15 protein-coding genes are annotated in these 16843 nt (G+C 52.8%); 9 read left to right on the top strand and 6 right to left on the bottom strand.

What is annotated here, in order from left to right; translation table 11 throughout:
* Window positions 1–86: 86 nt before the first annotated feature.
* Complete coding sequence (locus CRP01_RS19755; RefSeq protein ID WP_099151818.1) at window positions 87–566, top strand: toxin-antitoxin system YwqK family antitoxin; 480 nt, start codon at window positions 87–89, stop codon at window positions 564–566.
* 59 nt (window positions 567–625) lie between these two features.
* On the opposite strand, the gene CRP01_RS19760 is transcribed toward CRP01_RS19755, so the two are convergent.
* A complete protein-coding gene (locus CRP01_RS19760) occupies window positions 626–1063 on the bottom strand; it encodes a VOC family protein (protein ID WP_099151819.1) in 438 nt (145 codons plus the stop codon).
* Between the two features lie 137 nt (window positions 1064–1200).
* On the opposite strand from CRP01_RS19760, the gene CRP01_RS19765 reads away from it, so the two are divergent.
* Complete coding sequence (locus tag CRP01_RS19765) at window positions 1201–1770, top strand: DJ-1/PfpI family protein (protein ID WP_233752718.1); 570 nt, start codon at window positions 1201–1203, stop codon at window positions 1768–1770.
* Window positions 1771–1778: 8 nt separating this feature from the next.
* Here the strand turns inward: CRP01_RS19765 and CRP01_RS19770 are convergent, their stop codons facing one another.
* From CRP01_RS19770 to CRP01_RS19785, 4 genes are all read right to left on the bottom strand, one after another.
* On the bottom strand, window positions 1779–2336 hold the full coding sequence (locus tag CRP01_RS19770) for a GNAT family N-acetyltransferase (protein ID WP_099151820.1): 558 nt from the start codon (window positions 2334–2336) through the stop codon (window positions 1779–1781).
* 27 nt (window positions 2337–2363) lie between these two features.
* On the bottom strand, window positions 2364–3161 hold the full coding sequence (locus CRP01_RS42850) for a nuclear transport factor 2 family protein (RefSeq protein ID WP_222845779.1): 798 nt from the start codon (window positions 3159–3161) through the stop codon (window positions 2364–2366).
* A gap of 158 nt (window positions 3162–3319) precedes the next feature.
* Window positions 3320–3703, bottom strand: a complete 384-nt coding sequence (locus CRP01_RS19780) for a VOC family protein (RefSeq protein ID WP_170110459.1) — start codon at window positions 3701–3703, stop codon at window positions 3320–3322.
* A gap of 47 nt (window positions 3704–3750) precedes the next feature.
* Window positions 3751–4149 (bottom strand): helix-turn-helix domain-containing protein, encoded by a 399-nt coding sequence (locus tag CRP01_RS19785; RefSeq protein WP_099151822.1) that lies wholly within the window; start codon window positions 4147–4149, stop codon window positions 3751–3753.
* 305 nt (window positions 4150–4454) lie between these two features.
* Here CRP01_RS19785 and CRP01_RS19795 point away from each other — a divergent pair, with 305 nt between their 5' ends.
* The 3 genes from CRP01_RS19795 to CRP01_RS19805 all read left to right on the top strand — a co-directional run bounded on the left by CRP01_RS19795 (window position 4455) and on the right by CRP01_RS19805 (window position 10531).
* Entirely contained in the window at window positions 4455–6650 is a 2196-nt protein-coding gene (locus CRP01_RS19795; protein ID WP_099151824.1) for a DUF5916 domain-containing protein, read from the top strand.
* Between the two features lie 186 nt (window positions 6651–6836).
* On the top strand, window positions 6837–8513 hold the full coding sequence (locus CRP01_RS19800; protein ID WP_099151825.1) for a choice-of-anchor Q domain-containing protein: 1677 nt from the start codon (window positions 6837–6839) through the stop codon (window positions 8511–8513).
* Window positions 8514–8560: 47 nt separating this feature from the next.
* Window positions 8561–10531 carry a choice-of-anchor Q domain-containing protein gene (locus CRP01_RS19805; RefSeq protein ID WP_143473459.1) on the top strand — a complete coding sequence of 657 codons (1971 nt, stop codon included), beginning with the start codon at window positions 8561–8563 and terminating at the stop codon, window positions 10529–10531.
* 14 nt (window positions 10532–10545) lie between these two features.
* On the opposite strand, the gene CRP01_RS19810 is transcribed toward CRP01_RS19805, so the two are convergent.
* A complete protein-coding gene (locus CRP01_RS19810) occupies window positions 10546–11124 on the bottom strand; it encodes a hypothetical protein (protein WP_099151827.1) in 579 nt (192 codons plus the stop codon).
* 186 nt (window positions 11125–11310) lie between these two features.
* On the opposite strand from CRP01_RS19810, the gene CRP01_RS42855 reads away from it, so the two are divergent.
* The 4 genes from CRP01_RS42855 (at window position 11311) to CRP01_RS19830 (ending at window position 16838) form a co-directional block, all read left to right on the top strand.
* Complete coding sequence (locus CRP01_RS42855) at window positions 11311–14136, top strand: alpha/beta hydrolase domain-containing protein (RefSeq protein ID WP_222845780.1); 2826 nt, start codon at window positions 11311–11313, stop codon at window positions 14134–14136.
* A gap of 92 nt (window positions 14137–14228) precedes the next feature.
* On the top strand, window positions 14229–15122 hold the full coding sequence (locus CRP01_RS19820) for a serine hydrolase (protein ID WP_099151828.1): 894 nt from the start codon (window positions 14229–14231) through the stop codon (window positions 15120–15122).
* 122 nt (window positions 15123–15244) lie between these two features.
* The gene (locus tag CRP01_RS19825; RefSeq protein WP_099151829.1) at window positions 15245–16177 is read left to right on the top strand and encodes a 2-hydroxyacid dehydrogenase; all 933 of its coding nucleotides are present in this window, start codon (window positions 15245–15247) and stop codon (window positions 16175–16177) included.
* Between the two features lie 91 nt (window positions 16178–16268).
* Window positions 16269–16838 (top strand): dihydrofolate reductase family protein, encoded by a 570-nt coding sequence (locus CRP01_RS19830; RefSeq protein WP_099151830.1) that lies wholly within the window; start codon window positions 16269–16271, stop codon window positions 16836–16838.
* Window positions 16839–16843 lie beyond the last annotated feature (5 nt).

The following is a 16843-nucleotide window of genomic DNA, read 5'->3' on the forward strand; positions in this document are numbered from 1 at the left end:
TTTTCCTAAAGACCGGAAGTTATAGTTCCTTTTATCGCTAGATGATTGAGCGAGCTTCAACTGCTTCCCTCTCTAAATTCATTCGTATGCGAGTGTTCAGCATTTTTATTGCCCTCTGCTTCAGCCTGGGTCTTAGTGCTCAATCCCGGCCGGTTGCGTTGGATGATCTGGAAATAAAGAAGGATCCGAATGGTGTAACTGTTTATTATTTAGACGGACAGGCATTCTCCGGTAAGACCTATGATTTTTACGAGCAGGAAAATATAGCTTTGGAACACCATCTGGAGCAGGGCCTGCTTACTCTAAAGGAAGGTTTCCGGGATGGGCAAAAGATCGAACACGTCGAATTTAAAGACGGTATCCTGGACGGGGTGTACCTCAAATACTTCGGAAACGGCCAGAAATATGTGGAACACCGCTACCAGTCGGGCCGGATGCACGGCCTGCAGTACGGATGGGAAAAGGACGGTACGGTCCGCTTCGTTGCCGAATACAAAAACGGATTGGAAATGATGCGCATGGATTATCCACCGCCCGGCGGTTTCAAACCCATGATCAAAAACTAATCGGGGGAACGCAGGGATCGGCAGGCCAGATCGACTCCACCGGCCCCTGCGTTTTCGCCTTATTGTTCCCGGCAGTTAAACATCCAGTGCACGCCGAATTGATCCGTGCAGCTCCCATAGTAGTCTCCCCAAAACATGTCCTGTAGATCCATCGTCACCTTCCCTCCGGCGGAAAGCGCATCGAATAGTTTCTTGGTTTCCGCCCGGGTATCGGGTTGTAGGTTAATATAAAAATTATTGCCGCTGGTGAGTTGAAAGCCCATAGACTCCGGAGCGTCGGTGCCCATCAGCCGGTGACCGCCCAAAGTAGGCAGCGAAACGTGCATGACCAGATTTTTGTCGGCTTCCGCCATCGGAGGAGCTCCTTCCGGGGGTGGCACATCTCCCATGCGCATGATACCCTCTCCGTCAAATTCTGTTCCGAAAACTGTTCGGTAAAAATTAAATGCTTCCTCGGTATTGCGGGGAAAATTCAGGTAGGTGCTAACTGTAGACATTGATTAGCGTTTTTTTAGTGATTAATGAATGTCGGGTGGACTTCTACCGATAGCCGGATTTTCGCCGTACGATCTTCTGGTTGTGCGCCCACTCGGAGATTTCTTATCTTTCGTCACTCCGGTACCTAAAGCCCCGGATGCACGATACCATGCAAATTGCTTTTATCCTTTACGATGATCTTACCCTGTTGGATTTTATCGGTTTTTACGATCCCGTTTCCCGGCTGCGGTCCATGAAATTCCTGCCGGATCTCAGTTGGCGGCTCTGCGCGACCAAAGCGATGGTTACCGATAGCTTCGGTATGCATCTGCGGGTTGATCAGGTCACGCCCGACCTCGCTGAGTTCGATGCTATTTTTATCCCGGGTGGTTTGGGATCCCGCCCGCTCCAGTACGATGACGAATTTATCGCCTGGATCAAAACGGCGGAAACGGTACCCTGGAAAATATCCGTTTGCACCGGCAGTTTGTTGTTAGGTGCCGCCGGTTTTCTGGAACAGAAGCGGGCCACCACCCACTTCGACGAATACGATACCCTCGGTAGTTACTGCGGCGAAGTCGTTCGGGAACGCATCGTCGCGGACGGTCAGATCATTACCGGAGGTGCGGTAGCCACTTCTCTCGATCTCGGTCTGTATATGTGCGAACGCTGGGCCGGAGCGGAGGCCGCACGGGCCATCCAGACACGAATGCACTATAAGGTTTAGGCAGGCGTTCAGCTCCAGTCCCAGAGCACAATATCCCACGCTTCCCCGTCCGGGGCAGTAAACTGGTGGATCGTCTTGAATCCCACCCGGGCGTGCGCGCGCAGGGAGCGCCGATTTCGGGTAGCGATCTCCGTGATCACAAAGTCGTATCGCCCGGACATTTGCTTATGGTGCTGGACGTACAGCCCATCGAAAACCCCTTGCCCCCGGTGGCTTTTAGCCACACATACCTGACCGATCACGTAATAATTGCAGTCCGCCAGTATGCGATCTTTGAAACTCAGGCTATCCAGCAATTCAAACATCGGGACCAGTACCGGAACCCGTTCGGCGAAGGCCGGCAGCATCACCAAGGCGTAGCCCACTACCTGGTCCCCGTCTTTTGCGATGATCTGCGGTTCCGCTGCATTCATGTCGGACAGGAGTTCTACCGTATGGCGAACGGTAACAAACCCCTGGTCTTCCAGCTCTTCGTTCGAAATGCTGGTGGGTAGATTGACCCGCTGCAATCCCAGGATCTGATGGATATCCTCTATCCCGTTCGGGTTGCCGAAATATACTGCCATGGCTAAACGCGGTTTTTGGCAGTCAATTTACGGTTTTAATTCAATCACATAGGAATCGATGGATGCAATGCGGTCCCCTTTCACACTTTTAAATTCGTAGACATCGCAGAAGGCATATTTTTTGCCGTTTTGCATGATCAGCTGGCCGTTTACAGCTCCGGCTTTTCCGTGGGTAACCACCTTCGAAATGCTCATAGCTTTTGGCTTTTCCCCACTCATCTCCCGGAGGGCAGCGGTAAACCCCGCTTTCCCTTCGATCAATTGATCACCGACCATATTCCAACGGATATCTTCCGTCACTGCTGCCGAAAGGGCATCGATATCCGCCCGGGCAAAAGCGATGTTGAAATCTTTGAGGAATTGCATTTTGGGAGAATTCCCGCAATCTACAGCGACCTCTACCCGCGCCGAATCCGTTTGGTCTAAGCGGACCATGCACCACACATCGTCCCCTTCCTTATCGTAAAGTTCCACACAATAGCCCTGCGGATCGAGATCAGATCGCTGCAGCAATTGCTCAAAAGTGCGGCCGATGCTGCTGATGTCCTGCCTGAAATGCTCGATCTTTTGCCGGATGTATTCCCCCTTTTTCAGGCTCATGGAGTCCAACTCCAACCGGTCTGCTTCCGCAGGTTTCAGTTCCACGGCTGCCCGGTAGATAATCTTTCCGTTCTCGGGCCGTGATATACCGAAATACCTTTTTTCCGGGTCAAATGGAACAATAGCGTGCAGTTTTTGGTGGGCCTCCAGTGCCCCTTCCGGAAAGGTACGGGCGGTGATGTAGCCAACTGTAATGTCTTCTTCGATGCTTATCTGCTCAGTCATGGTTTCCTCTTGGTATAGCACAAAGTTAAGGGGTATTTGGGAGGCATGACGTGGCCCAAAACGCCAGTTTTGGGCGGTAAATGCGCCAGAAGGCAAAAAAACGGGAAGAGGAATACTGTTGCGGGTTACTTCGGACAGCCCGCAACCATTGAGTGTGCCTAAACCTGAGCCAGTTGGATGTGGTTGCCGCAGGTATCCTTCAGTACCGCTATTTTGACCGGTCCCATCTGGGTGGGCGGCACGCTGAATTCAACGTCCAGATCCAGAAGTCGCTGGTAATCCCGGTCGAGATCATCCACATTGAAACTGGTCAGGGGAATGCCCGCATCGAACAGGGCTTTTTGGAAAACTTTTGCCGGCTCAAATCCCATGGGTTCCAGCAGCAGTTCCACTCCGTCCTGATCCGCTTTGGATACCACCGTCAGCCATCGGTGTTCTCCCATGGGGATATCCCGCTTCTTTACAAACCCCAGGATCTCCGTATAGAAATGTAACGCTTTTTCCTGATCGTCGACCATCACGCTGGTTACGGCTATTTTCATAATTCCACTATTTGATTGGTTCTGATAATGGGCAAAGTTAAGGCCGGTTAGTTGCGGAAAGCTCTCGAATGTTGCTTGATTTGCCGGTAAGCAGACGGTGTTTGTCCGGTATAGGTTTTGAACAGGCCGGTAAAGGAGGTAGCGCTCTCAAATCCTAAACGGGAACAGGTGTCAATGACGGAAACACCCGCAGCCAGCATTTCGCGTGCGGCCCTTATGCGCAGGTCCGTCAAATATCGGTGGGGCGTAAGGCCGTAGTATTTTTTAAACAGACGGATAAAGTGGTATTTAGAACAACAGGCCGCCCGGGCCACCCGCTCCAGATCAATATTTTCCCGAAAATGACGATCCATGAATTGCCGGCCACCGACGATCTGATCGATCTGGTGGTCGTTGGTCGATAACTCTTGGCGGTAAGCAAGCAGGTGTTGCTGGTAAAGGTTCATAGGCGGGAAAAAATCTGTTTTTATCTTATTTGAATTCGTTTTTTCGCAGGCCGAAAATTACCGATAAAATCAATATTCAGGGCTTCAGTACCGCTCCTGCGAACAGTGAATACCTAAAATTACTCAATTCCCAAACGATCGCATTCATTTTGACGGCTGCTTTTATAGCTACGGGCCTGATTTCGATAGGGATCGCCTTTTTTCATCTGGACAGTTATCCGCTTTAATTCCCTATATTAACCCATTCAAAACAGTATGAAAAAACCATGGTCTTGCAAACTACTCCATCCACTTTAAAATGCCGTTTGGCATTTTTACTGCTCTGCTTTTCCATTAACGCCTTCGCTCAGGGTAACGGAAATGCAAATTATGCAAGCGAGCGCCCCTCCACTGAGGCCACTACGATCGAACAGGTTCCCGTTATTGACGGTAATGTACGCACCGATCCCGTTTGGCAGGCCGTGACGCCCATTACGGAGCTGTGGCAAACGCAGCCCAATGCCGGACAGCCGGCTTCGGAGCGCACTGAGGTCCGCATCGCCTACGATCAGGAAACTTTCTACGTATCCGTGGTGGCCTACGACGCCAACCCTAAAGGACTGGTGGTAACCGATGCCCGCCGCGATGCTTCCCTGGATAATACGGACTGTTTCATGTTCATCCTGGATACCTACAATGACGGGCAGAACGGATTTGTATTCGGTACCAATTCCCAGGGAGTGGAATACGACGCCCAGGTCAATAACGAAGGCCAGGGTAACTTTAATTCCAACCGGCAGCAGGGCGGCACCATCGGTGGTTTCAACATCAACTGGGATGCCTCCTGGGAAGTAAAGGCCGAAGTGGGCGACTACGGCTGGAGTGCAGAATTTGCCATCCCCCTGCGTACGATCCGCTTCGCCTCCGGCAACGACCGGGTATGGGGGATCAACTTTCGCCGCAACATTCGCAAGAGCAATGAGATCGCCTACTGGGCGCAGTTGCCCATCCAGTTCGATCTCAATCGCCTGTCACTGGCCGGCAAACTGACCGGCCTTAATCTGCAAAATCCGGGCAATCTGAAACTCATCCCCTACGTGTTGGGGCAGACGTCCAAAGACTACGAGGCTCCGGATCCCGAGACGGACTTTCGGGCCGATGTGGGGGCGGATCTCAAATACAGCATCACGCCCAGCATGACCCTGGACCTCACTTATAATACGGATTTCGCCCAGGTAGAAGTGGATGAACAACAGGTTAACCTTGACCGTTTCAACCTGTTTTTCCCGGAAAAACGTCCCTTCTTTTTGGAAAACGCCGGTCTGTTCTCCGTTGGTAGTCCCGGCGAAGTGGACCTGTTCTTTAGTCGCCGCATCGGCATCGGCAATGCCGGGCAACAGGTGCCCATCATCGGCGGAGCGAGGGTATCGGGTAAGATCAATAAATCCAATATCGGATTCCTGAGCATGTTCACGGACGAGGTGGAGGATGCCGGTATCCAAAAGAATAATTTTACCGTCGCCCGCTTCAATCACGAATTTGCCCAGCGGTCCTACATCGGAGGCGCATTCATCAACCGGGCCGGTATGGGAGAGGGTACCGAAGATGATTTCAACCGGGTCTTCGCTGCCGACGGTCGCTTCGGCATCGGTAAGAAAGCCCAGTTATCCGGCTTTTACGCCCAGTCGGTTACGCCGGGCATTGAGGAGCAGACCCATTCCTTCAAGTTCCAGTCTCAGTACGAGTGGAACGGCCTCGACCTCAATGCCGCCTATACGGAAGTGGGCGAAGGTTTCAATCCAGAAGTGGGTTTTCTCCTGCGCAGTGCTTTCCGCAAACCGGAATTCCGGGTACTGAAACAGATCCGGCCAAAGAACTTTATCGGCATTCTGGAATTGCGTCCTCACGTTACCTATCGCGGTTACTGGGATTTCGACGGTTTCCAGCAAACCGGCTTTTTGCATGTCGACAATCACTGGGAATTTAAAAGCGGCATGGAAGTCCATACCGGCATCAACTTCACCACGGAAGGCGTTACCGAAGACTTTGAGATCTCCGACGAGATCGTCGTACCCGTGGGGACCTACCGACACCGGGAAGCTCAGATCGTTTTTTTCACCAACCAGAGCAAACCTGTGTCCATCAACATCCGTTCGGTAATGGGAGGTTTTTTTGGGGGCACCCGCAAGGCCAATACGGTGGCGCTGATGTTGCGCCTGGGCGAGCAGTTCAATTCCGAATTTGCCCTGAGCAACAACGATATCAGCCTGCCCGGCGGCAATTTCACGACTAATGTTTTCCGGTCCCGACTGGCGTACGCTTTTACACCGCGCATCTATCTGCAAAGTCTGATCCAGTACAACAGCGTGGTCAAATTGTGGTCCGCCAACGTGCGTTTTGGGCTTCTGCAGCAGGCAAATACCGGCCTGTTTCTGGTGTGGAACGAGAACCACAACGAGTTGGGGATCAGCAATCGCAGTATCACGATCAAATATTCGAGAATGTTTGATGTATTAAAGTAGATTTGAATATTTGACCGAGTCGGCGAGAATTGATACATTTGCCTGGATGTCAGACCGGAATGGCCTGATCGCATTTTGAAGCGAGTCCCAACTTACCCCCCATTCACCCATTTTTAGACCGGTTGGCGGCCTCGATCAGTTTCCGGCTGTAGGGTCCGTTGTTACCTTAAGATTAGTGTATTTGTCATGCTGTATTTATACCAAGGGGTAATAAGTTGTCTGTTCCTGCTATTGAGTGTCACACTCCTTCCCGCGCAAACCAGGTTATACGTACGGGCTGGTTCCGACTGCAATTCGAACTGCGGTCAAAACTGGGGTAACGCCTATGGCGATCTGCAACTTGCTTTAAGTGCGGCCCGGCAAACGTCCGAAGTAAAAGAGATCTGGGTCGCTCAGGGAACTTACCGTCCCGCGGACGCAGATCGGTCCGTATCCTTTGAATTGCCCAACGGAGTAGCGATCCGGGGTGGTTTCTCCGGCGACGGACCGGATCCGGACGCCCGGGATCCCCAGCAATTCCTCACCATACTGAGTGGCGATCTCCAGGGCGACGATCAGGATGATTTTCTTTCTTATTCCGATAATTCTTACCACGTCATTTATACGAACGCAGTGGATGCGACCACCATCCTCGACGGATTTACCATCCGCGGCGGTAATGCCGACAATGCCGGAGGTATGGATCAGGACGACGGCGGCGGCTGGTACAATTCTCAGTACAAAGACACTTCCAGCCCAACGGTCCGCAACTGCATCTTCACCGAAAACCGGGCGCTGCGCAACGGTGGCGCCATCTACAGCGGTGGAAAATTCGGCACGATCAGTCCGACCTTTACCAACTGTACCTTTACCAACAACCAGGCCAAGACCGGCGGGGTGATCTATAATAACGGCAATTCCAATGTCGCCAGTCCGGTGTTCAGCCGTTGTGTCTTTTATGATAATTCGGTTCTGGGTTCCGGTGCGGTCGGTGGGGTGATCTACAGCTTTGCCCGCGCCAATTCCGATAACGGCACCCTTTACGAAAGCGCTACCCTTCCCGAATTCGACAATTGCATATTCGCCCGGAATTATTCCGAATTCAATGCCGGCACGCTCTATTTTCTGTCCGATGGCGGTGGCGGTCCGGCCCGCGCCTTCCCGTCCGTTCAAAGTTGTACTTTTTACGCCAATGATGCGGCGGTCGGCGGTGCGGTCTACCTCAATGCCTCCAACGACGGAACCAATGTGGCGATGATCCAGAATTGTGTTTTCTGGGACAGCCGGAGCATCAACGATCCGATTTTCCATTACAGTCACGCCGGTAACGGAGCACCGCCCGTCATTGATATCACTTTTTCTCTGGTAGATACGGATAATTGCGACCACCTTATTCCGGACGGACCGGGTGAGGTCAGTTGCTCCAACATGCTGTTTATCACAGATACCGAGGTGCCGATGTTTGTGGATGCCGACCGGGATGACTTCCATCTGGCGACCGGTTCTCCGGCCATTAATGCCGGTTCCAACGCCCTGGTCCACAGCAGCACGGATTTCGAAGGACAGGTGCGCATCCAGGAAACTACTGTTGATATGGGAGCGGACGAAGTAGAGGCGCTGACGGATACCCGGCAGCCCGTGCCCGATGGGGCGATCACCCTCTACCCTAATCCCGTACGGGAACAGATCCAGATCCGTTGGTCGGGAGCTTCTCCTTCCGGTCTTACCTATCGACTGCTCAACCAGATCGGGCAGGAAGTTCGTACCGGCAATCTCGATTTTTCCGACGGAAATGCCACTATTGCAAACCTGCACGGCCGCTTATCCGCCGGCGTATATTTTTTGCAGATCGCGGATAAAACTTTCCGGATCATAAAACAATAACATTAAGCGCCCTGACCCACCACCCCGGTTGATGAACAACCATCTTATTGACGTCCATTATGCTGAATGATTACAAAAAGCTCTTAGGCTGCGCCCTTTTTCTGATGAACATATTCTACCTCCAGGCGCAAACCCGGCTGTACGTCCGGGCCACCTCTACCTGCGTAACTGCCTGTGGCGGTAGCTGGGCCAATGCCTATCCTGACCTGCAGGATGCACTATCCGCAGCAGAAAGTAACGCTACTATCGAAGAGATCTGGGTTGCCCAGGGTACCTACCGGCCGGCGGTGTCCGACCGATCCCTTTCTTTCGATATTCCCGGTGATATTTCACTTATTGGCAGTTTTGCCGGTGAAGGTTCGGATCCTGATGCCCGCAGCACTACCTTTTACCCATCGGTACTCAGTGGTGATCTCAACAATGATGACCAGGCCAATTTTGGATCCTACACGGATAACTCCTACCATGTAGTGACCACCGATGGGATTGGCGCGGACCTGTACGTCGACGGTTTTACTATCCGTGGCGGCAACGCCAATAATACCTCCAACGCTAAGCAGGACGACGGTGGCGGTTGGTACAACTCGCAGTATAAGGGCGTTTCCAGCCCCACAATCAGCAACTGCATTTTTCTGAATAACCGGGCCCAGAACGACGGAGGAGCCTTTTACAATGGCGGCAATTACGGAACCTCCAGTCCGGTATTCATCGACTGCACTTTTACCGGCAACCAGGCGAAAAGTGGTGGCGCCTGCTATAACAATGGCAATTCGAATGTGGCCAGTCCGGTGTTCAGCCGCTGTAGTTTTACCGAAAATGAGGTCGTTGGTAGCAGCGCAACCGGCGGGGTGCTGTACAGTTTTTCCCGGGCCGGTACGGACAACGGCACATTGTACCCCGGCAGCGTATATCCGGACTTCAGCAACTGCATTTTTGCCCAGAATACCGCGGAAGGTAATGCCGGAGCCCTTTATTTTCTGGCCGACGGGACCGGCGGAACCGCTAATTCCGTTTCCAATATCGAAAATTGCTCCTTCTACGGGAATACGGCATCCGTCGGGGGAGCCGTGTATCTCAATGCTTCTAATAACGGGGACAACTCGGCTACGATCAGAAATAGTATCTTTTGGAACAGCTCCGCCAACACCGATCCCATCTTCCACTACAGTAGCGCCGGTGCGGGTGCGCTGCCCAATATCAACATTTCCTTTTCGCTGGTGGATACCGACGACTGTGACAACCTGATCCGAGATGGTGCCGGCAGTGTTGACTGTTCGGACCTGCTGTTCTACACTGATCCCGAAACGCCGGTTTTTAACGATCCCGAAAACGGGGACTACCACCTGCGGGCGGAATCTCCGGCCGTTAACGCCGGCTCCAATGCCCTAGTGAACAGCAGTACGGATTTTGAGGGCCAGATGCGCATCCAGCAATCCGATGTGGACCTGGGAGCGGATGAAGTGGAAGCGGTGCTGCCCGTTGACCTCGTTGCTTTCCAGGTCCGGGCCGAAGGTCAGCAGGTAAATCTGCGTTGGGAGACCGCCACGGAACTCAATAATGACTTTTTCGCCATTGAACACGCCGGCGACGGTGTCCATTTTAAGGAGCTGGAGCGGGTACCCGGTTTCGGGACCAGTCAGGAAAGCCATCGCTACCAGTTTACCGATCTGCATCCGGTCAGCGGCAATAATTATTATCGCCTGCGTCAGACCGATCTCGACGGCACTTTTACCTACAGTGAGATCCGGGTGGCCAGTATATCCGCTTCCTCCCAGACCGCGCGGCTTTATCCCAATCCGGTGGGTGATTACCTGGAGATCAACTGGACGGAATCGATCGATACCACCTTGCCCTACAGCCTGATCGATCAGTGGGGCCGGGAAGTGCAAAGCGGTATCTTATCGCTGCAATCCGGTCGGGCACGGTTGGAAGATCTCGAAGGGAGCTTACCGGCCGGCATCTATTTTATGCGGGTAGGAGATCAGCTCTTCCGATTGGTGAAAGGCTCCACCCGGTAAGCAAGCTAAGGCGCTCAGCTTCGGTGAGCCTCATGCCACTGGTCCAGCAGTATTTTGTAAACGTCTTTCCCGTTGGGAACATCCTCAAAGGTTGGATACATCCGGGGTTCTTCTTTCTCAAAGTCATACCCCCGGAAATTAACCGGATGCTTGGGCAGAAAGTAGATCGTGGAATGCTCTTCTCCCTCGTATCCGACCAGATCAATCCGGGCAATATCCTGAAAAAAGAGTTCGTGCCCGGCATTCTGTTTCGCATTTTCGAGGAAGATGACCCGATCTTCGGCGATTGCGTAACGCATGTTATTTTCCAGATTGTGGTAGAATACAGATTCACTGTTCCGGATAAACAGCGAAACGAAATAGACACTGATCAGCAGGCATAGCAACAGGTCGAAGCCCATTACTAAAACGTACAGATAGGTAACTCCCAGCAAAATGATGGGTACGAAGGAAACCGTGATAAAAACTTTGCGCAATGCCCGAAACCATTCGCTGGACCGCCGCTTTAGATCATGCGACCACAGCAACTCTTCCTCCCGGAATTGAATAGGGAACAGCTCTGTATGTAGTCCGAAGTTAACCAGGTCTCTCATTGCGTAAAAAATTTGTCAAAAGATATCAGTCGGTCCCGGCTTCCACCAAAAAACACGAATAAGCCTAGGAGTTTCTCGACGAACTTTGTTGAAGGATGAAAATTTAGGGCCCGCACCCCCATAAATACCGCTTCGCTAATTTTGCTCTGCGGCTTTTTCATTAGCTTTGGCAAAAGCTTCCTACACATGGCACTTACATCCTCTCGCTTCCGCCTACTATTGTTATTCAGCCTGGTTCTGTGTTTCGTCATCCAAGCACACACCCGCGTACTGCGGGTGGAGATCGAGTCCCGGGAAACCGTTCTCGATGGTAAAAGTTTTGGCAACTACGGAGCCTACGAACTACTTAAAGGAAAAGTCTACTACGGGTTCGATCCTGCCAATCCTTACAACCAGCAGATCACGGACCTGAAGTTGGGTCCGGTCAATGCGGACGGGCTGGTCGAAGCCTGGGGAGACCTGGTCGTCCTGCAGGCGGTAGATCCGGAAAAGCGCCGGAAAACGGCCCTGGTGGAAGTAAGCAACCGTGGAGGAAAATTCACCCCGCTCTATTTCAATCAGGCGGATAAAGGACGGGAACTCCTGGCCGATGATCCCGCGTATTGGGGCGATGGCCTAATTATGGAATCCGGACTGACCGTCATCTGGATCGGCTGGCAGTTTGACGTTCCGGAAGAAGAACATACGCTCAATTTTCATACTCAAAAAATAAGTGGCCCCGATGGTAAACCGCTTGAAGGTTGGGTGCGGAGTGACTGGACCGTAGACCAGATCAGCCGGGAGCTGAGTCTTGGCCACAACGGACAGGTCCCCTACCCCGCCGTACGCCCCGATTCGGAGGAACACCAGCTGACCGTACGCGATGGTCGCGATGCGCCCCGCATCCCGGTACCGCGTTCGGCCTGGACATTCGGAGCGGAGCGGCAAAGTATCATCATGAAGGACGGTTTTCGGGCCGGCAAGATCTACGAACTCGTTTATCGGTCCCGGGAGCCAGTACTCGTCGGGCTGGGCCCGGCCGCCATTCGCGACATTATCGCTTACGCCAAATACGATCCGGATTGCCCTTTTCCGGTAAAACGGGGACTGGCCGCCGGCGTTTCCCAAACCGGTCGTTTTTTGCGATACTTCCTGTATCGGGGATTTAATACCGACGAAGCGGGCCGCCAGGCCTACGATGGTATTCTGTCCATCACCGCCGGCGGAGGGCGCGGAAGTTTCAACCACCGCTTCGCCCAGCCTTCCCGGGATGCGCACCGCTTTTCGGCCTTCTTTTACCCCACGGATATTTTCCCTTTCGCTATGGCGGAACAGAAGGATGCACTTAGCAACCGCACAGACGGCATACTGAGTCACCTTTACCGCGAAGAACACGCTCCGAAGATCTTTCAGGTAAATACCGGATATGAATACTGGGGCCGCTCCGCCAGCCTGATCCATACCACTGCCGATGGTACCGCCGACCTGGAGCTTTTACCCAACGAACGGATCTACCACATAGCCTCCGGGCAGCACTTTGTCGATCAGTGGCCACCCCGAAGAACTTACGGTCGGGGGCCACTGAATGCTTTTTTAGGGGACCCTTTGGAATTCCGGGTGAATTACCGGGCCTTGCTCCTGCATCTCACCAACTGGGTGGACCAGGACCAGGCCCCGCCCGCCAGTCGCTATCCCCGGATCGCCGACGGTACACTGGTACCGAAAGAGGCCGTCCGTTTTCCGGCATTGCCCGGCATTGATTTTCCCACTACAATCCAGAATCCCTATCGGGTAGATTACGGACCACGCTGGCAGGAAGCGGGCATCATTGACCGGCAGCCGCCCGTACTGGGATATGCGTTCCCCAATCTCGTTCCCCAGGTAGATAGCCTGGGCAACGAACTGGGAGGCATCCGCAACCTGGAAGTTCGGGTTCCGCTCGCTACCTATACTCCCTGGAGTTTACGTTTAGACGCTCCGGCAAATCAGCATGAACTCATTGATTTCCGTGGATTATTTATCCCTCTGGCCCAAACCGAAGTCGAAAGTCAGGAAAAAGGCGATCCCCGACCCAGCGTAGACCAACTGTATCCCGAAGCATCGGACTATTCCGATAAAACAACGGCGGCCTTGGATGCACTGATCGAAGAAGGTTTCGTTCTGGAGCGGGATCGTGATTTTGTGCAGGCCCGGGCGCAATCTTACTGGGAATGGGTTCACCGGGAACCGGAACTGGAAACCGTTACTACCGGACCGGCGAATGGATCTTTAATTGTGATCGGCGGGGGGCGGCTTGATCCGGTATTTTACCAAAAATTTCAGGAACTGGCCGGTGGCCCCGATGCTCCGATCGTCATTATCCCCACAGCAAACAGTGACGGCGGGCTGGCCCGGGATCCGAAATTCGAGCGGCTTCAGCAGCGTTTTCGGGAAGAAGGATTTACCAATATTAGCGTCCGCCACACCCGGGATCCGAAAGAGGCGAATGAGGAAGCCTTTGTCCGGGCCATCCGGGAAGCTAAGGGCGTCTGGTTCCCGGGCGGACGTCAGTGGAGGCTGGCTGACAGCTATCTGGGCACGGCTACCCAGGAAGCCCTCAACGATCTATTGGAGCGGGGCGGAGTGATCGCGGGCACTTCGGCGGGAGCTACCATTCAGGGATCTTACCTCGCCCGGGGAGATACGCAAACCAATACGCTGATGATGGGCGATCACGAAGAAGGTCTTGGTTTTATTTCCAATATTGCCATCGATCAGCACCTGCTGGCCCGTAACCGGCAATTCGACCTTTTCGAGATACTGGATGTACATCCGGAACTTCTGGGGATCGGGCTGGACGAAAATACCGGCATTGTGGTACAGAAGGATGAGTTTGAAGTGATCGGAGCCAGCTATATAGCGGTGTACGATGGGAAAAAGTGGTCGCCGGAACGCCGCGCCTACTTCCCGCTCAGCAAGCAGGACAAACGTTTTTACCTGCTACCGGCGGGGGCACGTTACAACATGCGGGAGCGGCGCGTTATAGACAGATAGTCGATCTTTCTGTTCAGCTGTAGGAGGCACATCGATCCTTGGCGGAATTACCGCTAACTATAAGATTTTTATCATTCTAGCACATTGTACTTATGAGAGCACCCTCTTTACTCTTCGTTTTTCTGTCCTTCATGGCCACCTTGTTTTTCTCCTGTGCGTCGAAGATGCAGCTTAGCGATCTGGAACAACAGGTGAAGGAAGAATTTGACCAGGGCGACGGAACCTTTGCGATGGCCTTTATGGACCTGACCACCGGCGATCAACTGCTGATCAACGCCCGGGAAAGCTTTCACGCGGCCAGTACGATGAAGACCCCGGTACTCATCGAGCTCTACAAACAGTCCGAAGCGGGAAAGTTCTCTCTCGAAGATTCTATCCTCGTCAAAAACGAGTTCTACAGTATCGTGGATAGTAGCCTGTACAGCCTCAATGTGGGCGATGATAGTGAATCCGGTCTCTACGATGTCGTCGGGAGTAAGCGCACCGTTGCGGACCTGGCTTACGATATGATCATCGTGAGCAGCAATCTGGCCACCAATCTGGTTATTGACCTGGTAGACGCCAGAAAAGTTACCCAGACCATGCGGGACCTGGGCGCGCCCGATATCCAGGTGCTGCGCGGAGTGGAAGACATCAAAGCCTACGAGCTGGGCATGAGCAATTCCACTACGGCCTACGATCTGATGGCTATCTACGAAAAACTTGGCCGGGGCGAAGTCGTCAGTCCGGAGGCTTCCGAAGCCATGATCGATATCCTGCTGGATCAAAAATTCAATGACATCATTCCCGCTCATTTGCCGGAAGCGGTTAAAGTGGCCCACAAGACCGGCTCCATCACGGGCGTCCATCACGATTCGGGCATCGTTATGTTACCGGACGGTCGCAAATATGTCCTGGTGCTGCTTTCCAAGGAGTTGGGGGACTTTGCGGCCGGGACCGAGCTGTTGGCCGGAGTTTCCAAAATGGTTTACGATTACGTAAAGTGACGGCAAGTAGTGGGGCTACTACGGATGAGTAATGCTGCATAACCCGCTACTTTCGAACTACCGATAATGGATCAATTGTACTACCGGTCTACTGAAGGACCGAACGACTGAACTTTCGAATTATGGCAATTGCACTGATTATTACCGATCGCGATGTATCCGCGCTTCGCGATCAACTGACCGAACACCTGAACGGCCGGGTTCCCGTGTGGATCTACCCCGACATTCCCGATCCGGCGGCCGTGATCATGACGGTGGTCTGGAAACACCCTCCCCGGGTATTGAGCCAGTTTCCGAATCTGCAACTGGTGAGCTCTTTCGGGGCCGGCGTGGAGCACATCATGCAGGATGACAGCCTGCCGCCGGACGTGGCCGTTACCCGCATCGTAGATGATTCGCTGAGTGTTTCGATGCGTAATTATGTGTTGATGGCCATCTTAAATATCCAGCGGCAATTCCGGCAGCTTCAGAAAAATCAAAGCGAAGCCAAGTGGGAGAAACCCGAAACCGTTGAATTACCCCTGCGGGTTGGCGTCCTGGGGCTGGGCGCGCTTGGTGGTCGTATCGCCCGCGATCTGGCCCGGTTGAACTTCGAAGTATCCGGATTTAGTCGACGAAAGAAAGACATTCCCGGCGTAGATACCTACTCGGCCGAAGACAAGCAACTTCCCGTTTTTCTTTCCGGAATCAATGCCCTGATCAACGTTCTGCCCCATACACCGGATACGGAAGGTATTCTCAATTACCTCTTTCTCTCCATGCTGCATAAGCAAAGCTTTCTGATCAATGTAGGCCGCGGTAGTCAGCTCGTGGAAAAAGATCTACTACACGCGATCGATGAGGGATTTATCCAGGAAGCCTGGCTCGATGTATTCCAGCACGAACCCCTCCCCAAAGACCATCCCTTTTGGGCGCACGAACGGATCGTCATCACTCCCCATATTGCCAGTGTAACCAACCAGGAGGAAGCGGCCCGGATCCTGGCTCAGAATTACCGGAATATCAAAGACGGGCAGCCTTTGGCTTTTGCAGCAAGCCGGAAAGCCGGTTATTGATCATCCGCTACGCAATTACCCCCTGATTTTGCCGGATTTCCCCGTTGTCGAAACCTAAGCCAATCCCGTTCTTTGCAAGAAAAATCCGATCATGGGGAAAGTGATCATTCACCTGCACATGTCACTGGATCAGGTCGTTTCCGATCCGGAAAACTGGATGGTGGAATTCAGTGATGACGTATTGAAAGCAGCTATGGATTATTACGATACGCTGGACACCGTGATCTTTGGCAGTAACACCTATCCCGGTCTGGCGGAATACTGGCAGACAGCGGGGCAGCACACCACTTTTACCGTTGAACAGGATTTTGCCGTTCGGATCAACGAGATCCCCAAACGTGTACTCTCCCGTTCCGCGCCGGAACTGAACTGGCAAAATTCTACCTGGCTGGAATTCAGGGATACTTCTTCTTTTTTGGAAGAGATCGGCGCCCTGAAGGCCGACTGCCGGCGGAACATTTCCGTGGAAAGCGGCCTTGGTGTCTGGAAACTATTCCTGGATCTGGATCTTTTCGACGAATTGCTGCTCTATATACATCCGGTACTCGCAGTGCACGGAGAAACTTTTTTTGAAAACATATGCAATAAAATTCAACTACATTTGGAAAATACCCGGACCTTTAAAAACGGAATTGTAGAATTACATTATACCAGAATCTAAACCCA

It is taken from the genome of Flavilitoribacter nigricans DSM 23189 = NBRC 102662, from assembly GCF_002646595.1.
GTDB classification, from domain to species: domain Bacteria; phylum Bacteroidota; class Bacteroidia; order Chitinophagales; family Saprospiraceae; genus Flavilitoribacter; species Flavilitoribacter nigricans.